Raw genomic sequence first — 19,875 nt, 5'->3', positions numbered from 1 at the left:
GACCAACCTACGAATACGAAGCGATCGCGCTTGAGCCAGTCGTCTAGAACGTCAAACCACCCTCTACTGGGGGCACGTCCAACTGCGATGGTCATCGGACTAAAATCCTCTTTTTTTACTAAAATTGCAACGTTTCTAAGGTACTACGGAGAGCCAGTGTAACCGACTGCCGTGAGGAATTAACGTTTTTTTTTTGACAATCTCAACAGCCTGAAAGCAACTGAGATTCTGAGAGCTTGCCGACTAGTGAAATCAGCATTTCTCTTTCTTTATGCCATTACACGTACCATCGGCTAGTAATCTAGCTTGTGGTAACTTAATGATTCTTAACTTATCACACTAGTCCGGGTTTTTGCCTGATACGCAGAAGCAAATCAGGTATGAAACACGAACCTTATAAATAATATGAATATCAGAAATTTTACAATTTGACACAAGTTTTCTCAGAAATGTAAAAAAATTTAGTCCAGATAGACATAGGTAGATAACTCATTCCTAAGAGGTCAAAAAGAGGTGATCAGAGGGGCAGGGGAGTAGAGGAGGTAGGGGAGAAGGAATTTTGATCAGCCATTGAGTGAAGAAATTATAAAATTATATGGGTAGCAGGAACAGGGAGAGGCACAGTTGAGTTTTTGTCAACGATGTTTGGTAAAATATGGATGCTTACTTCGCCGCCACGGTCGTTGATACACCTCTGGAAAACCTATGTGAAACGTTGGACAAGGGGAAAGGAAGTTGGCACATCTTGACTAATACAAATAGCCTAAGTGGTTTGTCCCATAGTGCAAGTAAGGCAGCATCATCCAGGACAGTAAAATTTGTAGGGTACAGGGTAAAAAATTCCTAGTCTGCGGGAAAGTATTCCGTGGACTCAAAACAGAGCTTCTGTGCCTCCTAAGCAATAGCTGGATTGGTACAGAGAGCCACCACTCTATGCAAGAGCATTCAGTGTGCGAGTATGTCACAGCGAGTATCTCACGGGCAATGGTAGTTCAATGACGACATCAACAACGATTAACAAAGGCGATCGCCTCCTGCATCAAAATGTTCTCGGTTCTCGTCGGTTCAGTAACTACTGGTGGGCAACTATCGTTACCTTGGGAGCAAGCGGCTTTTTATTGGCTGGGATATCCAGCTATTTAAAAGTTAATTTACTCATAGTTTCCGATCCTACTCAACTGGTATTCGTCCCCCAAGGATTGGTGATGGGGTTATATGGCACTGCTGGCCTGCTACTAGCCACATACCTCTGGCTAGTGATTTTATGGGACGTGGGTGGCGGTTACAACGAATTTAATCAGGAAACCGGCACAATCAAAATATTCCGTTGGGGATTTCCTGGCAAAAATCGCCGAATTGAGATTGACAGCCGCATAGAAGATGTACAATCCGTGCGAATAGCCGTCAAAGAAGGTCTTAATCCCCTTCGCGCCCTCTATCTACGCATTAAGGGCCGGCGAGATATACCCTTAACACGGGTTGGACAACCGTTATCTTTAACAGAGTTGGAAACAGAAGGCGCAAAGTTAGCCCGCTTTTTGGGAGTGTCACTAGAAGGACTGTAGGGGAGTGGGGAGTGGGGAGTTAGGAGTTAGGAGTCAAGTGATTAATGCCCAATGCCCAATGCCCAATGCCCAATGCCCAATGCCCCTTAAAACGATAAGATACTCTGGTTGAATCAGTAACTGGCAATGCGGTTAAAAATCTCACAATTTTTGCTTTCTCTTGTGATCATCAGTGCCTTGATATTGGGAGGGTGCTCAACACAGCAAGTCGCTTCTAATACGTCTTCTCCAACCTCGACAGCTACCTCGACCACAAGCGAGGCAAGCACCAAGACGACTACTGAAGCAACATCTGTATCTCAAACTAGTAGCGAGAGTATTCCTGGAATGACAGATTTACCACGTCTCGAAGGCAAGGCTACTGTCGTGCTCACGGTTAAAGGCTCGCCGATTACTATCGAAGTAGACGGCACTAATGCCCCCATTACAGCTGGCAACTTCGTAGATTTAGTGCAAAAGGGTGTGTACGATGGTTTAGCTTTCCATCGAGTTGTGCGCGAACCCCAACCGTTTGTAGTTCAAGGGGGTGATCCTCAAAGCAAAGACCCGAAAGTTCCGGCAAATAGACTGGGAACAGGTAGTTATATTGACCCAAAAACGGGAAACGCTCGTTATATACCTTTAGAAGTTAAGCCAAAAGGTTCAGATACTCCGATTTACAATAAACCATTTGATGCTACTGCCCAACCCGTCGTATTGCCCCATAAGCAGGGTGCAGTAGCGATGGCGCGATCGCAATCACCAGACTCCGCTTCTGCTCAGTTTTACTTTGCCTTAGCAGATTTGGCGTTCTTGGATGGTAACTACGCCGTGTTTGGCAATGTCACTCAAGGCTTCGATGTCGTGAACAAAATTCAGCAAGGCGATCGCATTGACTCCGCTAAAGTCACCCAAGGTGCTGAAAATCTGAAAACACCTGCACAGTAGAGGAGCAGGGGGAGTCGGGGAGGCAGGGGGAGCAGGGGAAGCAGGGGGAGAATAACTACTAACTCCTAACTCCTAACTCCTAACTCCTAACTTCTAACTCCTAACTCCTAACTCCTAACTCCTAAATTGGTAAAGGTTGTCGTCACTGGTATCGGTCTAGTTTCCGCTTTGGGTGGAAGCTTAGAGGAGAGTTGGCAAAATTTGCTAGCAGGTAAATCTGGAATTAGATTACATCAACCATTTCCAGAACTAACACCACTACCTCTAGGTTTGATTGGTCAACAACCATCTGAGTTGACAATGTTAACTCAGATGGTTGTTGCTTTTGCTTTGCAAGATTCTGGGTTAGTTCCACATGCAGCTGATTGTGCTGTAGTCATTGGATCGAGTCGCTCTTATCAAGCGTCTTGGGAGATGCTGGCACGGCAAATGGATGAAAAATTACACCCACAAGGGGATGGACTTTTTGGGCATGGGGCATGGGGCATGGGGCATGGGGAAGAGTCTTCAATGTCCTCTTTTGGAAATTGGTTAGATACATTACCTCAGATGAATGCGATCGCAGCTGCGCGACAAATCGGTGCATCGGGGATAGTTTTGGCACCAATGGCAGCTTGTGCAACTGGAATTTGGTCTATTGCCCAAGCAGCTTTGCTGATACAAACTGGGCAATGTCAACAGGCTCTAGCTGGTGCAGTGGAAGCTCCGATTACACCCTTAACTTTAGCTGGGTTTCAGCAGATGGGTGCTTTGGCAAAAACTGGGGCTTATCCCTTTGATTTGCACCGCGAAGGCTTAGTTTTGGGCGAGGGTGCAGCTGTGTTTGTCTTGGAATCAGCAGAGTTGGCAAAACAGCGTCAAGCAAAAGTGTATGGTGAAATTCTCGGTTTCGGCTTAACTAACGACGCATATCATCCCAATTCACCAGAACCTGAAGGGAAAAGTGCGATCGCGGCCATCAAGCAATGTCTAGAACGTAGTTGTCTCTCACCAGCTGATATTGATTATATTCATGCTCATGGCACAGCTACCCAGCTAAATGATCGCATAGAAAGTATGGTAATTCAGCGTTTGTTTCCCCAAGGGGTGGCAGTTAGTTCCACCAAGGGAAGCTCAGGCCATACACTAGGAGCATCTGGAGCCTTAGGTGTGGCTTTTTCTCTCATGGCATTAAAGCATCAAATTTTACCCCCTTGTGTAGGATTCCAGCAGCCAGAATTTGATTTAGACATCGTAACAGCAGCACGCCTAAGTAAAATTAGGCAGGTATTATGTTTGAGTTTTGGCTTTGGTGGACAGAATGCAGCGATCGCATTGGCAAGATAAAAACTTGTGCGTTGAACTATCCGATTGGCATCATCTATAAGTTTTAATTAAGCATTTATTGCTCATTTATAAGCATTGGTTGGTTGAGTATCAATGTTTTATGGATCTTGTGAAAGCTGTACGAGCGCGACACCGACGCAACCAAGGTTGCTTGACATTTGGGCTGAGGCTTTAACTTGACACCAATCACTCTCAATACTTCTCGGTTAGCGCAATAGTTGTTGCAGATCCCCCCAACCCCCCTTAAAAAGGCTTGCTCATAACCCTCTTTTACCCCCTTATTAAGGGGGTCGCCGTAGGTGGTGGGATCTGAATCTAGGACGACTCAACCCTTATCCGAGAAGTATTGCAATGACTCTTCGGCCCACCCCACAAGATTGAATTATTGTTGGAAATCCCTAAGAGTAGGGTATGGTAGGCTACGCCAAGCAGCGACAGCTTACGTGCTTGTCGTTATTTGCCTCGTGCTTCAACAAAATCCGTTTTGGAAATTTCTGAGCGCCAGTTTGCGGCGCTCAGAAATTTCTGAAAAATCTAAAATTCGGACAACTTCCTTTGCTAATTCTTAATCCCTGTGGTAGCAATACCCTGAATAAACTGACGCTGACCGATGAGAAATAGTACCATTACTGGAACTGTCGCTATTGTTACCGCTGCCATCATCAAGGGCCAATTATTCGTAAATTGCTCCTGAAACTCAGCCAACGCCAGCTGCACCGTCCTTAATTCCGGTCGTGTCGTAAATACCAGAGGCTTAAACAAATCATTCCATTCGCCGATGAAGGTGAACAAAAACAGCGTCAGCAACGCCGGACGGGCTAAAGGTAACATCACCCGCCATAAAATTTGCAGTCTGTTCGCCCCATCTATAGCTGCGGCTTCCTCTAACTCCACGGGAATTGTCTGGAAATACTGACGTAACAAGAAAATCCCAAACCCGTTGACAGCAGTGGGTAAAATCAGCGCCCCATAAGTATTTATCAAGTGTCCCCACTTCAAAACCAAAAAGATCGGAATCACCAATAACTGAAAGGGAATCACCAAAGTTGCTAAAACGACTAATAGCAGGGCTTGGCGTCCCCGAAACTTCAACCGTGCGAGGGCGTAACCTGCCAAAGCAGAAGTGACAATCTGAAACGCCGTCACAGCGATCGCTACCAAGGTAGAATTAGCAAACGCCAGCAAAAATTTTCCCTGTTGCCACGCAACGCGGTAATTAGCTAAAGACCAGTTATTTTTGGACAAATTTTCTGGGCTGGCGGCAGTTGGTGCAAAGGAGGTGAGAAAGACCACAAACAGCGGTAGTAAAACAATAAATGCCCCTAGCAGTAAGACTACTAGGCTCAAAAAATCACCAGATTTCAGATTCAGGTTTGGTTTGGACATAACTTGAGGTGCAAAGCATTTATTTCGCTAGTACTAGAGCATTGCCCCCAGCAACAATTAATCTATAAAGATAGTCTACTTGTTAAGTTAAATTAAACCACAGTGATTGTTACTCTCAGTTCATAGGGTAAATTCAATCCTGGTGTCAAATAATTCAGATTTACAGGAGTAAACATAACCATGCAGCAGCTTGCAGACCAATTTAAAGAATTAGATTTCAAGAGCGAAACATACAAAGATGCTTATAGCCGGATTAATGCGATCGTGATTGAAGGGGAACAAGAAGCCCATGAAAATTACATCACACTAGCCGAACTACTGTCGGAATCTCATGATGAATTGATTCGCCTCTCCAAGATGGAAAGCCGACACAAGAAAGGATTTGAAGCTTGTGGGCGCAATTTGGGTGTCACCCCAGATTTGCAATTTGCCAAGGAATTTTTCTCTGGACTACACCAAAATTTCCAAACAGCGGCGGCCGAAGGGAAGGTAGTCACTTGTCTATTGATTCAGTCTTTGATTATCGAATGTTTTGCGATCGCAGCATATAACATTTACATCCCCGTCGCTGACGATTTTGCCCGCAAAATCACGGAGGGAGTAGTAAAAGAGGAATATAGCCACCTCAACTTTGGAGAAGTTTGGTTGAAAGAACATTTTACAGAATGCAAAGCTGAACTAGAACAAGCAAATCGCCAGAACCTACCCATCGTCTGGAGAATGCTGAACCAAGTCGAGGGTGATGCCCACACAATGGCAATGGAAAAAGATGCTTTGGTAGAAGACTTTATGATTCAGTATGGTGAAGCATTGAGTAACATTGGTTTCACGACTCGCGATATTATGCGCTTGTCAGCCTACGGACTCATAGCCGCTTAAAAAAGTGCTGAGTAACGGGTACTGAGTGCTGAGTAGTTCAAATTTAAATTCAGAACTTCAGAACTCAGGACTTAGAACTCAGGACTGCTAAACCACTTCATATTCCCCGCGCTCAAGATAGCATAAGCTTAATAATCACTACATGTTTGGTCTAATTGGACATCTGACTAGTTTAGAACACGCTCAAGCCGTAGCTAAGGAATTGGGATACCCAGAATATGCCGATCAAGGGCTAGACTTTTGGTGCAGCGCCCCGCCGCAAATTGTCGATAGCATTATTGTCACCAGTGTCACTGGGCAACAAATTGAAGGAAGGTATGTAGAATCTTGCTTTTTGCCGGAAATGCTAGCTAGTCGCCGCATCAAAGCCGCAACGCGGAAAATTCTCAACGCCATGGCCCATGCACAGAAGCACGGTATTAACATCACAGCTTTAGGCGGATTTTCCTCGATTATTTTTGAAAACTTTAAGTTAGAGCAGTTTAGCCAAGTCCGCAACATCAAACTAGAGTTTGAACGCTTCACCACAGGAAATACGCATACTGCCTACATTATTTGTAAGCAGGTGGAAGAAGCGTCAAAACAACTGGGAATTGATCTATCAAATGCGACTGTTGCGATATGTGGAGCAACTGGGGATATTGGTAGTGCAGTTACACGCTGGCTAGATGCGAGAACAGATGTCAAAGAACTTTTGCTGATAGCCCGTGACCAAGAACGTCTCAAAGAGTTGCAAGGCGAACTGGGGCGGGGAAAAATCATGGGTTTGACGGAAGCACTACCCCAAGCTGATGTTGTAGTTTGGGTTGCCAGTATGCCCAAAGGCGTGGAAATTGACCCCACCACTTTGAAACAACCCTGTTTGTTGATTGATGGTGGCTATCCTAAAAACTTAGCGACGAAAATTCAGCATCCTGGTGTGCACGTGCTAAACGGTGGAATTGTAGAGCATTCCCTGGATATTGACTGGAAAATTATGAAAATCGTCAATATGGACGTGCCAGCCCGCCAGTTGTTTGCTTGTTTTGCCGAATCAATGCTGCTGGAATTTGAGAAGTTATACACGAACTTTTCGTGGGGACGCAATCAGATTACCGTAGACAAAATGGAGCAGATTGGTCGGGTATCAGTGAAACATGGATTTAGACCGCTGCTGGTTTAAGAGTTAAGAGTTAGGAGTTAGGAGTTAAAAGTTAGGAGTTAAAAGTTAAGAGTTAATAACTTTCATAAGTCCACATCTTCTAATTCCTCAGTCCTAACTCCTCACTCCTCACTCTGAAAAACCTATAACTCGTAACTTATAAACCCTACGATGGCAACTACCGAGCGTAAACCGCTACTGTTAGATTTTGAAAAACCCCTAGCAGAACTCGCAACCCGAATCGATCAAATTCGGCAACTTGCAGAAGAAAATGGCGTCGATGTTTCTGGTCAAATTCGTCAACTAGAAACACGCGCCATGCAACTGCGTGAGGAAATTTTCACTAGTCTATCCCCGTCCCAGCGATTGCAAGTCGCTCGTCATCCGCGTCGCCCCAGTACTCTCGATTACATTCAGGCTATTAGTGATGAATGGATGGAATTGCATGGCGATCGCTGTGGTGGTGACGATCCGGCTTTAGTTGGTGGTGTCGGCCGTTTAAGTGGGCAACCTGTGGTGATGTTGGGTCATCAAAAAGGTCGTGACACCAAAGACAATATTGCCCGTAACTTTGGAATGCCTTACCCTGGCGGCTACCGCAAGGCGATGCGGTTGATGGAACACGCCAACAAGTTCAGTATGCCAATACTAACTTTTATCGATACGCCAGGAGCTTGGTCTGGCGTAGAAGCAGAACACCAAGGTCAAGGAGAAGCGATCGCCTACAACTTGCGAGAAATGTTCTGCTTAGATGTGCCAATTATCTGCACAGTCATTGGTGAAGGTGGTTCCGGTGGCGCACTCGGTATTGGCGTAGGCGATCGCCTACTCATGTTTGAACACTCCGTTTATACCGTTGCCACACCTGAAGCCTGTGCTGCCATTTTGTGGAAAGATGCTGGTAAAGCTCCCCAAGCCGCCGTTGCTCTGAAAATTATTTCCCACGACCTGAAAAAGTTGGGAATTATCGACCAAATACTGCCTGAACCCACTGGTGGCGCTCATTCCGACCCATTAAAAGCCGCTACCACTCTCAAGCAAGTGCTGCTAGAAAATTTGGACGAACTCAATCGTTTAACCGCTCCAGAACGCCGCCAACTGCGCTATGAAAAATTCCGCAAAATTGGTGTTTTTACAGAAGTTGCCCACTAACGGCATTGCATAATGATTGATTAGCCGAATAGCAATGCTATAATTGCCTATGTGCTTAAAGATTTTTAACAATCTAGCCATAGGCATTTGCATGTTTAGCAAATGTACTCAATTTGGTTTAGTGGGTTTTGTATTATTTAAGTAATCTAATTTGAGTGGACGGCGTGGTTTTCCAGGCGACGATTTGTTGTCTTCACTGGTGAAACCCACAATATACCGACTATTGCACTGCATTATAGCAGTTGCTTAATGGAAATCATCAGATTTTTAGATTCCTTTAATCTATCCAAACCGAGAAGTGTGAATAATGGCGTGGTAATAGGCTTTGGGAACTGCCAAAAAATTGGGAGACACCATGAGTGTTGAGCAAAAACGACGCGCCCTGATTACTGGGGCCAGTAGTGGAATTGGGAAAGCAACGGCTTTAGCCTTTGCGAAAGCAGGAATAGATGTCGCTTTAGTCAGCCGTTCTTTGGATAAGTTGGAGGCGGTAAGAGAAGCTGTACAGCATACTGGGGTGGAAGCAAAAGCTTACGCTCTAGATTTAGCGCGGATCTCTGAAGTCAAAGAAAAGATCCAAGCGATCGCCCTTGACTTTGGTGATATAGACATTTTGGTAAACAATGCTGGCATAGCCTATACAGCTACTTTGACCGAAACTCCTCTAGAGGACTGGCAGCAGGTAATTGACTTGAATCTTACCAGCGTGTTTCAGTGCATTGTGGGGATTTTACCTTCAATGCGCGATCGGGGCACAGGCACAATTATCAACGTCGCTTCAATTGCCGCCAAGCAACCCTTTCCCGGTTGGGGAGCATACAGTGTCAGCAAAGCTGGTTTGATTGCCCTCTCTCAAACTCTGGCACAAGAAGAACGCACCCACGGTATTCGTGTCACAGCTATCTGTCCGGGCGCAGTCAATACCGAACTTTGGGACACAGAGACAGTCCATGTCAACTTAGACCGTTCCAAGATGTTAACCCCGGAAATTGTGGCTCAGTCAATTCTCTACACAGTTCTGTTACCACAACAGGCAGTTATTAATGAATTGACCCTAATGCCCAGTGCTGGCGCACTCTAATTGCGAAGTTAGGAGTTAGGAATTAAGAGTTAGGAGTTAGAATTTTTAACTCATAAGTCATAACTCATAACTAAATTCAAACCATAACCAAGACTGAATCATGACTATTGCTAGTTCAAACGGTTCCAATAGCTCTCAATCGCCTCTGATTCCCGACTTGGCAGAAGCCATAACTCCTAGACCCGATCGCAATACTCACAACGGGCGACAAGCGGATGTGTCCCCGCCAAAAGAGGAACAGATGGAGGAAATGAAGGACGCCGTGCGGACACTAATATTGGGAGTTGGGGAAGACCCTGAACGTGAAGGACTCCTCAAAACACCCAAGCGAGTAGCCGAGGCAATGCGGTTTCTCACTAGCGGCTACAACCAATCCCTTGAAGAACTCGTAAACGATGCCATCTTTGATGAAGGACATAGCGAGATGGTACTAGTTAGAGATATTAATTTCTTTAGTCTGTGCGAACACCATATGCTGCCATTTATGGGTAGAGCACACGTTGCTTATATCCCCAACCAAAAAGTTGTAGGACTGAGTAAGCTGGCCCGCATTGTTGAGATGTATTCCCGTCGCTTGCAAGTGCAGGAAAGGTTAACCCGCCAAATTGCCGAAGCAATTCAGACCATTCTGGAACCTCAAGGCGTCGCCGTTGTGATGGAAGCTAGCCATATGTGTATGGTGATGCGGGGCGTCCAGAAACCAGGCTCTTGGACTGTCACTAGCGCAATGGTTGGTGTGTTCCAAGAGGAACACAAAACCCGCGAAGAATTTTTTAACTTGATTCGCCACCAATCAGCATTTTTTTAAGGAATGGGGAGTGGGGAATGGGAGAATAAGGGGGATGAGGGGGAATAATAATTATTTGTTTGCTCCCTACTCCCTCATCTCCCCCTACTCCCTACTCCCCAGTCCCCACTCCCCAATTTCTCAAACAACTTGGCAACCTTGTCTAAATCCTTATCTCCAGGTGTCCGTTCTACACCACTAGATAAATCAACGCCGCTAGGATTAACCTGACTTAAAGCTTCCACAATATTATCTGCTGTAAGTCCCCCAGCTAAAAACCAAGGGCAATTGGGGTTAAATCGCTCTAGCATTGTCCAATCTAAGGTTTTGCCTGTACCACCAAGTTGTTGGGGATGGTAGGCATCAAGTAGTAAAGTATCTATGTATTTAATGTAATCAAGCGCTGTGTCAAGATGCTCAAGACTACGAATTCTAAATGCTTTAATAATTTCGACATTGGGTAAAGCTTGACGTAATTCGTAACAAAAGTTGGGTAATTCATCTCCGTGTAACTGGACACCAGTCAACCCAGAATCAACAACTATCTGACTGATTTCGGGGATATTAGCGTTGGCAAAAACACCAATTGTGTCAATATTTGCCGGGAGTTCTGCCACTGCTGCCCGAATTTGGGATGTAGTCACGTAGCGAGGTGAGGTTGGCACACAAATAAATCCTAGTGCCGTTGCGCCCAGAGAGGCGATCGCTATAGACTGCTGTGGTTGAGTGATGCCGCAAATTTTAACGCGCATGAAAATCTGACAAATTTAAAATAATCATCACAAAACTCTAAACTATCTAAAAAACTTTTGCGGCCTTGTAATTTTATAATCTTGTAGGTCTAGATTAACTTTTCCATTTAGGAGACAAAAGCTTGATTTCCTCTATTTTACTAGCAGTAGCTGCATCTGTTCCCGCAACACCTGCGTGGAATCCTACAGTGGCAATCATCATCAGCGTCAGTAGCTTAGTAGTGGTTTTGCTAAGTACTAAGATTGAAAAACCCCTAGTTGGCCCCAAGTTCCCTATCCTGCCGATTAGTATTCCAACATTCGTTGCTGCGATGGCTTTTGGTCATATTATTGGCGTTGGCATCGTTTTAGGACTGACTAACATCGGTCGTCTGTAGTTTTGCAATGAGAGCGGCGTTACTTGTAACGCCGCGATAAATACAAAACTCCTAAATTTGATTTTTTCCATCTGACGAGGAGAAGCAGGGGAGCAAGAATTTTAGATTTTAGATTTTGGATTTTAGATTGAAATTTAATCCAAAATTTAAAATCCAAAATCCAAAATTGAATTGCCCTGTTTGGCCAATGCCCTACTCCAGAGTTTTGCTCACAGTCATTAATTGTCTATTCTAGAAATAGGAGCATTTCGTAACTCGGCAGTACCGAATTGATGCTCAGAAATATGTGTATAAGGATATACGCAAATATTGCAGTATAGGAACTACTGGCGATATCTAGTTTTAGGACAATGTAATGCAAACAAATTGGAAAATTGGGTCTTTATTTGGAATTCCCCTGTTTTTAGACCCGTTATGGTTTGTGATTTTAGGGTTGGCAACCCTTAATTTTGGGGTAGCTTATCAAGAATGGGGGACTGTTATAGCTTGGAGTGCTGGAATAGTTATGGCACTGCTGCTATTTGGTTCGGTGTTGTTACATGAGTTGGGTCACAGCTTGGTAGCCCGATCGCAAGGTATTAAAGTTAATTCAATTACCCTATTTCTATTTGGCGGGATTGCTGCTATTGAAGAAGAATCTAAAACTCCTTTCAAAGCCTTTCAAGTAGCGATCGCTGGGCCTTTGGTGAGTATCATCCTATTTTTCCTACTCCGTCTGGGAGCTACTGTGATCCCTGATACCAGCCCAGTCAGTGTTATGGTTGGAGATTTAGCGAGAATTAACTTGGTGGTGGCTCTATTTAACATGATTCCCGGCTTACCTCTAGATGGAGGACAAGTGTTAAAAGCAGCATTATGGCAAATAACAGGTAATCGTTTTCAAGCCGTACACTGGGCTGCTAGGGCGGGGCAAATTTTGGGTTATGGTGCGATCGCCTTAGGATTTGTTGTAGATTTCTTGACAAGGGAGTTAGTACTTGGTTTGTGGATTGCGCTGTTAGGTTGGTTTGCTGTCCGCAACGCCAGCAGCTATGACAACGTGACTACATTGCAAGAAAGCCTACTCAAAGTGGTGGCGGCTGATGCGATGACTCGTGACTTTCGGGTTGTCGATGCTGACCAGACATTGCGCTCCTTTGCCGATTTATACTTGTTGGAAACCGCTCCCTCACAGGTTTATTTTGCTGCTTCTGATGGACGTTATCGGGGTCTAGTTTCCATTGACGATTTTCGTTTAACCCAAAGGAGTGAATGGGAAACCCAAACCTTACACAGCATTGTGCATCCCCTGACAGAAATACCCACTGTTACTGAAGCAACATCGATAGCTGAGGTAATTAACAAACTGGAAAATCAGCAGTTACCTCGAATTACCGTACTTTCTCCGGCTGGCGCTGTAGCTGGTGTAATTGATCGGGGAGATATTGTGCGAACGCTAGCACAAAAGTTAAATTTGCGAATAACGGATGCTGAAATTAAGCGGATCAAAGAAGAAGGTAGCTATCCGTCTGGGTTGCAACTGGCAGGAATAGCGAAGTCAATTACAAATTAAGTGTCATATCCTCGTCATAGTTTTGCAATAGATTTGTCAAAAACTTGTGTGATATTGAATTTGGTATTTGGTTACAAAATGCTTTTTTTGGGTAAAAGGTAGGATTTCCTACCTTTTTTATTTTTTAAAAGTATGGCGTCATCGATAGCGTACCCCTACGGGGAAGCAAGCTAGCAAGAGCGTCTCGTAGAGAGCGTCACAGCCCATCGTAGACATCGCCTCAGATGATTGGAAAATTATATTAAAACTTCTAGTTTAAAGTGAGTAAAATGTAAGTACGTGATATACTACGGCTCTCACTTACCCTGGTTTTATGGCACTGCCAATTGTTGCAATTATCGGACGCCCAAATGTGGGCAAATCCACCCTGGTTAATCGACTCGCCGGGGAACAAACGGCGATTGTCCATGATGAACCGGGAGTGACACGCGATCGCACTTACCTGCCAGCTTTCTGGAATGGTCGCGAATTTTTAGTCGTAGACACTGGTGGTTTAGTCTTTAATGATGATACCGAATTTTTACCACTGATTCGCCAGCAGGCAATGACAGCGCTTGCAGAAGCATGTGCCGCTATTTTTGTAGTAGATGGTCAAACAGGCCCCACATCGGCAGACCAAGAAATCGCCGAATGGATGCGCCAACAACCCGTACCTGTGCTACTAACTGTAAATAAATGTGAATCCCCAGAACAAGGCTTAATGCAAGCTGCCGAGTTTTGGGAATTGGGATTGGGCGAACCTTACGCCATTTCCGCGATTCATGGCAGTGGCACAGGAGAGTTACTCGACGAGTTAATTAATCACATACCTGCTGTTGAAGACATCCCAGACACTAATGAAATCAAAGTAGCAATTGTGGGACGCCCGAATGTGGGCAAATCGAGCTTACTCAATTCTTTTGTCGGCGAAGAGAGGGCAATTGTCAGCCCAATTTCCGGCACAACCCGCGACGCTATTGATACCGTCATTGAACGAGACGGACAAACCTACCGCTTGATTGACACCGCCGGCATTCGCAAAAAGAAACACATAGAATACGGCACAGAATTCTTTAGTATTAACCGTGCTTTTAAAGCGATTCGCCGCGCTGACGTGGTTTTATTAGTACTAGATGCTGTAGATGGAGTCACTGAGCAAGACCAAAAATTAGCTGGGCGGATTGTGGAAGAAGGTCGAGCTTGCATCATGGTCGTTAATAAGTGGGATGTCGTCGAAAAAGACTCTTATACAATCTACGACTACGAAAAAACTCTGCAATCACGGTTGCATTTTACCGAATGGGCAGAAACAATTTTTGTGAGTGCCTTGTCAGGACAACGGGTAGAAAAGATTCTAGAGTTGGTGAAAACGGCGGCTGAATCACACAAACGCCGTGTTAGCACATCAGTTATTAACGAAGTTTTAACAGACGCTGTGAGTTGGCATTCACCACCAGCATCTCGTGGTGGGCGTCAGGGCAAGATTTATTATGGTACACAAGTAAGTAGCCAACCACCAACGATCGCTCTATTTGTAAATGATTCCAAACGCTTCAACGACAACTACCGCCGCTACATTGAACGCCAATTCCGGCAACAACTAGGATTTAAAGGCACCCCGATTATTTTACTATGGCGGAGTAAAAAAGTCCGTGATGCCGAAAGTGGTAATGTTAATAGAGCCACTCGCGTCAAATTAAGTTAGGAGTAGAGACGCGATTAATCGCGTCTCTACAGGAGTTATGAGTTAAAGTCAAAATTGCTAATTATAGAACCCTATCGACTTGAGTTTGATAGCGGTACAAGCTGAAAGTTATGAGTTAAAGTCAAAACTCCTAACTCCTCACTCTTAACTCCTCACTCATAATTCCTAACTCCTAACTCTAAAATAATGGATTTATTGCGATCGCTGCCACTTGGACTTTATCTAGAACAACCCCAAACTTGGCTGCATAAAATTGATCCGCGAGTCAAGTTCGCCTGGTTGATGAGCTTTTTAACAAGCTATGTTTTGGCTAATAACTTTTGGCGTGTGCTGCTGGTAGTATTGTTGATTGTTGCCACCTTAATTGCTAGAATTCCTCGACGAGTATGGCAGCAGCAAATGGGTTGGTTATTAATGCTATCGTTTTTTGTCTTAGCGATCGGAGCCATCAGTCCTGATGGAATGGGTGTAGATTATCAGCCACGCCTGCCAGCTAATGAACAAATATTAACCCAGCCATCAAACTCCAATAATATTGTTCAAGAGCAAGTAGTTGAGAAAAAAAAATACAGCTACGTACTATTTCAAAAAGGCCCAGTGAAAGTAACTCGCTACTCCTTGGATTTGGCAGTACGCCTGAGTACACTTATATTTACCGTCATTTACAGCACTAACCTGTATCTGCTGACAACCGCCCCAGAAGAAATCACATCTGGTATAGAAAGCTTAATGCAACCCCTACGACGCTTCAAGTTGCCTGTCACAGAAATTGCTTTAACTTTAACCTTGTCCTTGCGCTTTATTCCCCTGGTTTTAGAAGAAGTGCAAAACTTATTTCGCTCCGTGATGACAAGGGCAATTAATTGGAAAAAGCTGGGATTGAAAGGAGGATTCAAGGTTTGGATGACAGTCGCAGAGAGATTGTTAGAAAATCTGCTCTTACGAGCTGATCAAATGGCGAATGCAATGATGGTGCGGGGTTTTACCAGTCCCAACGAGCATCGAGTCCAGTGGCACGATTTACGATTCAAAGGGCGTGACTGGCTTGCTATTGCGACTTTAATTGTATTCTGGGGAATACGGCTAGCTATAGGAACTCAGGTCTAATTTTGCACCGAGAAAATGGTAATAGGTAATTGCATATTGTCAGTGGTAGTAGTCGTAGTTATTTGTACTTACTGCTGAAAACTGTTAACTAACTATTGACAACATTTATAAACAGTATGACCAAGACTTGGTATTGGCGATCGCTACCCTTAGAAAAGCGCACAGGTTCGGAAATTTTTGCTGTTCTGTTTCGCCCCACCGCCGCACCCGGAATTGCTATCCTACTGGAAAGTCCCTACCCAACGCCAATCGACCATCCCCAACTCAGCCGATATTCTATCTGTGCAGGCGTTCCTCGCATAGTTGATGGTATCCCCCAGATGTGGACACCAGAAGTAGGAGAGGTTTTTCCCTTCCTAGAAAAGTTGTTACAGCAAGGGATTGGGGAAGATGATAAGGATGAGGTAGTATTTTCTCCCCCTGCTCCCCCATCTCTCCCACCTCCCCATCTCCCCTTCACCGGCGGTTGGTTAGGTTGGCTAGGCTACGATGTGGCATGGGAAATTGAACAGTTACCCCATCATAAAATTGATCCCTTGCCATTTCCCGTAGCTTTTTGGTACGAACCAGATTCTTTTGCTGTTTTAGATCACGCGCAACAAATTCTTTGGCTAGCCGCCAGTGATGCAAGTGGACTTGATGAATTACAGCAGAAGTTGGCAAAGAAAGACGCGGGGAAAGAATTCTCCGTGTCTCCCTCTCCCCTCGTCCCCGTGTCTTCTTCGCTCCCTCTGTTTTTGACATCTCAGGCAGATTATGAAACAGCTGTAAACCATGCGAAAAAATATATTCAAGCTGGAGACATCTTTCAGGCAAATCTTTCATTGCGATTTCAAGCGTCTACATCGGCTTCTGGTTGGGAAATTTACCAAGCCTTGCAAAAAATCAATCCTTCTCCTTTTGCTAGCTATTGGCAGACGCCTTGGGGGGAAGTGATCAGTTGTTCGCCGGAACGATTGGTACTGTTGCAAAATCAGCAAGCCGAAACCAGACCGATCGCCGGGACGCGATCGCGTGGTGTCACACTAGAACAAGATATGCAACTGGCACAAGATTTACTCAGCAACACCAAAGAACGTGCAGAACACATCATGCTAGTGGATTTGGAACGCAATGATTTAGGGCGAGTTTGTGAATGGGGAACGGTTACAGTTGATGAATTGCTGACAATTGAGCGATATAGCCATGTGATGCATCTTGTCAGCAACATCAAAGGTACTTTAAAAGGCGAATACACCACCATTGATTTGATTCGCGCCACGTTCCCAGGTGGCACAATCACAGGTTGTCCCAAAGTCCGTTGTATGGAAATTATTGAAGAACTAGAACCCGTGCGGCGTAGCTTGTTCTACGGTTCCTGTGGCTATTTAGATTGGCGCGGTAATTTAGATTTAAATATCTTAATCCGCACCCTGCTACTAGCTCCCATGTCTGGGGAAGCAGGGGAGGCAGGGGAGGCAGGAGAAGCAGGGGGAGTAAATTTTTCCTCATCTTCCTCATCTCCCCACTCAAAACTCATCCCCCAGGACTCAGCACTCAATATTGTCTGGGGACAAGTTGGCGCAGGAATTGTCGCAGACAGCGATCCTGAGAGAGAATGGTATGAATCTCTGCACAAAGCTCAGGCACAACTAGCAGCACTGAAAATGCTGAATAATTAATAGGCAATAGGCAAAGTTTTCTTTTTAGTCCCTAATCCCTAATCCCTAATCCCCAATCCCCAATCCCTAATCCCCTATTCCTTTAGCAATTTTGCGCCATTGGGCGACAGTTGTGGCACTATGGAAAGAAGTTGAAAAGTTCGCTGTTGCCGTTGGAAACTTCAAAGGGTGTTTTTCCTTGCCACACTGAACTTTCGGCAAGAGGATTGGGACTATTTTGTACCTTGTCCCGACAGATTGGTAAATTGAAGTCACCAAAGCAGATGGTGATGTTTATCGACCAGCCTCTACTCTCTAAATCTATGCTTCGCGGCTTCTGTTGTACCATTTCGCCTCACTATCACTAGCTTCATCTGCCCATTAGAAACTAGATCAAGGTCTTCGTAACCGCAGTTTTGCATTTTAAGCAAATATTCTGGCGAAAGAAAGTTATTATCGTCTGAATGTTTGGAATTCACTGCGAAAAGATATACATACTCCCACCTTGACTACACCTTGACTCTTAAATGAATCCAGAAAACGCAGAAACTTACATAAACCATCCAACTTGGGGTTTACTCTACAAAATCTGTATGGTTGATGAAAACCAGGATTTGTTCACCACACTTTATGCCCAACGCTTGTTTTTTTTGGTCGCAAATGACGTTAAAGGTGTTAAATTCCAGTCTCTAGGACGGACTGAGGCTAGAATGATGTTGGAAAATCGCTTACGTACCCTGCGGCGCAGTGGACAATCTCAGGAGTACGATCAGCTTCAGAGTGTTTTCCAACGCACCTTCCAATGAGCAGTTCGATTTCCGAACGTATTGTTTCCATTCGCTCCTCCCTGCCAACTTCAGTCAAATTGATTGCTGTTAGCAAGCAAGTTTCTGCCCAGGCCATTCGGTCTGCCTACAATGCAGGAATTCGTGATTTTGCGGAGAGTCGTATCCAAGAAGCCGCCAGCAAACAAGCCGAGTTGCAAGACTTACCGGATATTACCTGGCACTTTATTGGACATTTACAAAGCAATAAAGCCAAAAAAGCCATCGAACAATTCCCTTGGATTCACTCCGTCGATAACTTGAAGCTGGCACAGCGCTTAGATCAATTGGCGCAACAGCTAGGAGTGAGTCCCCAGGTTTGCCTGCAAGTGAAAATTCTCCCCGATCCCAACAAGTCTGGTTGGAGTGTGCCAGAACTGTTGGCTGATTTACCCACACTCAATCAATACAAAACTTTACAAATTCAAGGTTTGATGACAATTCCGCCTTCAGGATTAAATGATCCGGAAATTTTGAATGTGTTTAATCTCAATCGTGAGCTAGCAAAGAACATCCAGGATCAAAACTGGTCGCACATTAAAATGCAGCACTTATCTATGGGTATGTCAGGCGACTACGAACTAGCAGTGCAAGCAGGCGCAACGATGGTACGATTAGGAACAATATTGTTTGGCGATCGCTCTTAGCCTTTGATCATCCGCCTCGCACGTAAGTATTAATAGAGATCAGGATTTAATGACAAGAATTTTGTAACAGACTGGTGCAATTGGAAACAAAGGATATAGTATTGACAAGAGCAATCGCCAAGGGAAAATGGGGTAGAAAGAGCTTTCCTTCGGACAAACCTTAGGATATAATCTTGACTCATTATTATGTTTAGGCGATGCACAGACCTTTCTAAATAAGTGTCAGTTCATCGCCAAAACCCGTAGTATGGGCTACAAATAACAATAGACTTGCTGAAGTATCCACCGATGTAGCGATCGCTCCTACTCAATCAATCCATTGCCCAAGTCAATACAGGCTATTCGCACCAGGAGAGTACACACACAATGAACAACATTTTTTCCAAACTCAGAGACTTTGTGGGTCTAAATGAGCAAGTGGAATACGAGTATTACGAAGAGGAACCAGAAACAGCTAATAATTACCAAAATCTGTATCAGCAAGAAAATCCCCAACCAGCCCCACAAGAGAGCGCAACTGCTCAAAATCGACGCTGGCGGGAACCAGTGCCTACAATGGGAGATGATATCGCAGCAGGTTCAAAGCCAATGGGGAATGTGATTGGTATGCCAGGAGCAATTAATGGAATTTCGGAAGTTTTAGTCCTCGAACCACGCACCTTTGAAGAAATGCCCCAGGCAATTCAAGCGTTGCGAGAACGCAAGTCAGTGGTATTAAATCTGACAATCATGGACCCAGATCAAGCTCAACGAGCAGTAGATTTTGTTGCAGGTGGTACTTACGCACTAGATGGACATCAAGAGCGCATCGGTGAGAGCATCTTCTTGTTTACACCAAGCTGTGTGCAAGTTAGTACCCAAGGTGGCGTTCTCCATGAAGTACCGCAACCGCCAGCCCGTCCCTCTCGTCCTACAGGTTCTCCAAATCAAACCTGGGGCAACGAAACTAACCGCATGGCACAATAAAGTTAAATTAGTTGTTAGTCCTTTGTCATTTGTCATTTGTCTTGGGTTTTGATAAAAGTGACAAATGACAAACGACAAACGA

Annotated in this window: 19 protein-coding genes; 16 read left to right on the top strand and 3 right to left on the bottom strand. The window is 44.7% G+C overall.

The window, feature by feature from the left end; genetic code table 11:
- The first annotated feature begins 995 nt into the window (after positions 1 to 995).
- The 3 genes from V7K30_RS04325 to V7K30_RS04315 all read left to right on the top strand — a co-directional run bounded on the left by V7K30_RS04325 (position 996) and on the right by V7K30_RS04315 (position 3,818).
- Positions 996 to 1,565 carry a photosystem I assembly protein Ycf4 gene (locus V7K30_RS04325; RefSeq protein ID WP_334997456.1) on the top strand — a complete coding sequence of 190 codons (570 nt, stop codon included), beginning with the start codon at positions 996 to 998 and terminating at the stop codon, positions 1,563 to 1,565.
- 126 nt (positions 1,566 to 1,691) lie between these two features.
- Positions 1,692 to 2,492 (top strand): peptidylprolyl isomerase, encoded by an 801-nt coding sequence (locus V7K30_RS04320; protein WP_334997454.1) that lies wholly within the window; start codon positions 1,692 to 1,694, stop codon positions 2,490 to 2,492.
- Positions 2,493 to 2,618: 126 nt separating this feature from the next.
- On the top strand, positions 2,619 to 3,818 hold the full coding sequence (locus V7K30_RS04315) for a beta-ketoacyl-ACP synthase (RefSeq protein WP_334997452.1): 1,200 nt from the start codon (positions 2,619 to 2,621) through the stop codon (positions 3,816 to 3,818).
- A gap of 558 nt (positions 3,819 to 4,376) precedes the next feature.
- On the opposite strand, the gene V7K30_RS04310 is transcribed toward V7K30_RS04315, so the two are convergent.
- Entirely contained in the window at positions 4,377 to 5,204 is an 828-nt protein-coding gene (locus V7K30_RS04310; protein WP_334997450.1) for a carbohydrate ABC transporter permease, read from the bottom strand.
- A 180-nt stretch (positions 5,205 to 5,384) separates the two neighbouring features.
- On the opposite strand from V7K30_RS04310, the gene V7K30_RS04305 reads away from it, so the two are divergent.
- From V7K30_RS04305 to folE, 5 genes are all read left to right on the top strand, one after another.
- Positions 5,385 to 6,083 (top strand): aldehyde oxygenase (deformylating), encoded by a 699-nt coding sequence (locus tag V7K30_RS04305; protein ID WP_334997448.1) that lies wholly within the window; start codon positions 5,385 to 5,387, stop codon positions 6,081 to 6,083.
- A gap of 142 nt (positions 6,084 to 6,225) precedes the next feature.
- Positions 6,226 to 7,245, top strand: coding sequence for a long-chain acyl-[acyl-carrier-protein] reductase (locus V7K30_RS04300; RefSeq protein WP_334997446.1), 1,020 nt, complete (start codon positions 6,226 to 6,228; stop codon positions 7,243 to 7,245).
- Between the two features lie 150 nt (positions 7,246 to 7,395).
- A complete protein-coding gene (locus V7K30_RS04295) occupies positions 7,396 to 8,376 on the top strand; it encodes an acetyl-CoA carboxylase carboxyltransferase subunit alpha (protein WP_334978112.1) in 981 nt (326 codons plus the stop codon).
- Between the two features lie 355 nt (positions 8,377 to 8,731).
- The gene (locus V7K30_RS04290) at positions 8,732 to 9,457 is read left to right on the top strand and encodes an SDR family oxidoreductase (protein ID WP_334997443.1); all 726 of its coding nucleotides are present in this window, start codon (positions 8,732 to 8,734) and stop codon (positions 9,455 to 9,457) included.
- Positions 9,458 to 9,557: 100 nt separating this feature from the next.
- On the top strand, positions 9,558 to 10,265 hold the full coding sequence (gene folE, locus V7K30_RS04285) for a GTP cyclohydrolase I FolE (RefSeq protein ID WP_334997441.1): 708 nt from the start codon (positions 9,558 to 9,560) through the stop codon (positions 10,263 to 10,265).
- Between the two features lie 74 nt (positions 10,266 to 10,339).
- Here the strand turns inward: folE and V7K30_RS04280 are convergent, their stop codons facing one another.
- A complete protein-coding gene (locus V7K30_RS04280) occupies positions 10,340 to 10,996 on the bottom strand; it encodes a phosphoribosylanthranilate isomerase (protein ID WP_334997439.1) in 657 nt (218 codons plus the stop codon).
- Positions 10,997 to 11,118: 122 nt separating this feature from the next.
- On the opposite strand from V7K30_RS04280, the gene psaK reads away from it, so the two are divergent.
- The 5 genes from psaK (at position 11,119) to V7K30_RS04255 (ending at position 17,377) form a co-directional block, all read left to right on the top strand.
- Positions 11,119 to 11,373, top strand: a complete 255-nt coding sequence (gene psaK, locus V7K30_RS04275) for a photosystem I reaction center subunit PsaK (RefSeq protein ID WP_334827706.1) — start codon at positions 11,119 to 11,121, stop codon at positions 11,371 to 11,373.
- A 355-nt stretch (positions 11,374 to 11,728) separates the two neighbouring features.
- A complete protein-coding gene (locus V7K30_RS04270) occupies positions 11,729 to 12,925 on the top strand; it encodes a site-2 protease family protein (protein ID WP_334997438.1) in 1,197 nt (398 codons plus the stop codon).
- Between the two features lie 313 nt (positions 12,926 to 13,238).
- Positions 13,239 to 14,609, top strand: coding sequence for a ribosome biogenesis GTPase Der (der, locus tag V7K30_RS04265; protein ID WP_334997437.1), 1,371 nt, complete (start codon positions 13,239 to 13,241; stop codon positions 14,607 to 14,609).
- A gap of 186 nt (positions 14,610 to 14,795) precedes the next feature.
- On the top strand, positions 14,796 to 15,716 hold the full coding sequence (locus V7K30_RS04260) for an energy-coupling factor transporter transmembrane component T family protein (RefSeq protein ID WP_334997435.1): 921 nt from the start codon (positions 14,796 to 14,798) through the stop codon (positions 15,714 to 15,716).
- A 116-nt stretch (positions 15,717 to 15,832) separates the two neighbouring features.
- On the top strand, positions 15,833 to 17,377 hold the full coding sequence (locus tag V7K30_RS04255; RefSeq protein ID WP_334997433.1) for an anthranilate synthase component I: 1,545 nt from the start codon (positions 15,833 to 15,835) through the stop codon (positions 17,375 to 17,377).
- A gap of 118 nt (positions 17,378 to 17,495) precedes the next feature.
- Here V7K30_RS04255 and V7K30_RS04250 read toward each other — a convergent pair whose 3' ends face one another.
- Entirely contained in the window at positions 17,496 to 17,705 is a 210-nt protein-coding gene (locus V7K30_RS04250) for a hypothetical protein (protein ID WP_334997431.1), read from the bottom strand.
- 178 nt (positions 17,706 to 17,883) lie between these two features.
- Between V7K30_RS04250 and pipX the strand changes: the two genes are divergently transcribed.
- The 3 genes from pipX (at position 17,884) to V7K30_RS04235 (ending at position 19,793) form a co-directional block, all read left to right on the top strand.
- Positions 17,884 to 18,162, top strand: coding sequence for a transcriptional coactivator PipX (pipX, locus tag V7K30_RS04245; protein ID WP_109010971.1), 279 nt, complete (start codon positions 17,884 to 17,886; stop codon positions 18,160 to 18,162).
- Positions 18,159 to 18,827, top strand: coding sequence for a YggS family pyridoxal phosphate-dependent enzyme (locus V7K30_RS04240; protein WP_334997429.1), 669 nt, complete (start codon positions 18,159 to 18,161; stop codon positions 18,825 to 18,827). Before pipX ends, V7K30_RS04240 begins: the two co-directional genes overlap by 4 nt.
- Before the next feature lie 366 nt (positions 18,828 to 19,193).
- Entirely contained in the window at positions 19,194 to 19,793 is a 600-nt protein-coding gene (locus V7K30_RS04235; RefSeq protein WP_334997427.1) for a cell division protein SepF, read from the top strand.
- Positions 19,794 to 19,875: the final 82 nt, after the last annotated feature.

Source organism: Nostoc sp., from assembly GCF_036917655.1.
GTDB lineage: Bacteria > Cyanobacteriota > Cyanobacteriia > Cyanobacteriales > Nostocaceae > Nostoc.
Note: the sequence above shows the minus strand (reverse complement) of the source record. Positions and strands in the feature narration are given on the sequence as shown.

What these genes read in the sequence shown, in the direction of transcription:
- V7K30_RS04325 (WP_334997456.1), top strand. Translation starts at nt 996, where the DNA reads ATGACGACATCAACAACGATTAACAAAGGCGATCGCCTCCTGCATCAA.
- V7K30_RS04320 (WP_334997454.1), top strand. Translation starts at nt 1,692, where the DNA reads ATGCGGTTAAAAATCTCACAATTTTTGCTTTCTCTTGTGATCATCAGT.
- V7K30_RS04310 (WP_334997450.1), bottom strand. Translation starts at nt 5,204, where the DNA reads ATGTCCAAACCAAACCTGAATCTGAAATCTGGTGATTTTTTGAGCCTA.
- V7K30_RS04305 (WP_334997448.1), top strand. Translation starts at nt 5,385, where the DNA reads ATGCAGCAGCTTGCAGACCAATTTAAAGAATTAGATTTCAAGAGCGAA.
- V7K30_RS04300 (WP_334997446.1), top strand. Translation starts at nt 6,226, where the DNA reads ATGTTTGGTCTAATTGGACATCTGACTAGTTTAGAACACGCTCAAGCC.
- V7K30_RS04295 (WP_334978112.1), top strand. Translation starts at nt 7,396, where the DNA reads ATGGCAACTACCGAGCGTAAACCGCTACTGTTAGATTTTGAAAAACCC.
- V7K30_RS04290 (WP_334997443.1), top strand. Translation starts at nt 8,732, where the DNA reads ATGAGTGTTGAGCAAAAACGACGCGCCCTGATTACTGGGGCCAGTAGT.
- folE (WP_334997441.1), top strand. Translation starts at nt 9,558, where the DNA reads ATGACTATTGCTAGTTCAAACGGTTCCAATAGCTCTCAATCGCCTCTG.
- V7K30_RS04280 (WP_334997439.1), bottom strand. Translation starts at nt 10,996, where the DNA reads ATGCGCGTTAAAATTTGCGGCATCACTCAACCACAGCAGTCTATAGCG.
- V7K30_RS04270 (WP_334997438.1), top strand. Translation starts at nt 11,729, where the DNA reads ATGCAAACAAATTGGAAAATTGGGTCTTTATTTGGAATTCCCCTGTTT.
- der (WP_334997437.1), top strand. Translation starts at nt 13,239, where the DNA reads ATGGCACTGCCAATTGTTGCAATTATCGGACGCCCAAATGTGGGCAAA.
- V7K30_RS04260 (WP_334997435.1), top strand. Translation starts at nt 14,796, where the DNA reads ATGGATTTATTGCGATCGCTGCCACTTGGACTTTATCTAGAACAACCC.
- V7K30_RS04255 (WP_334997433.1), top strand. Translation starts at nt 15,833, where the DNA reads ATGACCAAGACTTGGTATTGGCGATCGCTACCCTTAGAAAAGCGCACA.
- V7K30_RS04250 (WP_334997431.1), bottom strand. Translation starts at nt 17,705, where the DNA reads ATGGTACAACAGAAGCCGCGAAGCATAGATTTAGAGAGTAGAGGCTGG.
- pipX (WP_109010971.1), top strand. Translation starts at nt 17,884, where the DNA reads ATGAATCCAGAAAACGCAGAAACTTACATAAACCATCCAACTTGGGGT.
- V7K30_RS04240 (WP_334997429.1), top strand. Translation starts at nt 18,159, where the DNA reads ATGAGCAGTTCGATTTCCGAACGTATTGTTTCCATTCGCTCCTCCCTG.
- V7K30_RS04235 (WP_334997427.1), top strand. Translation starts at nt 19,194, where the DNA reads ATGAACAACATTTTTTCCAAACTCAGAGACTTTGTGGGTCTAAATGAG.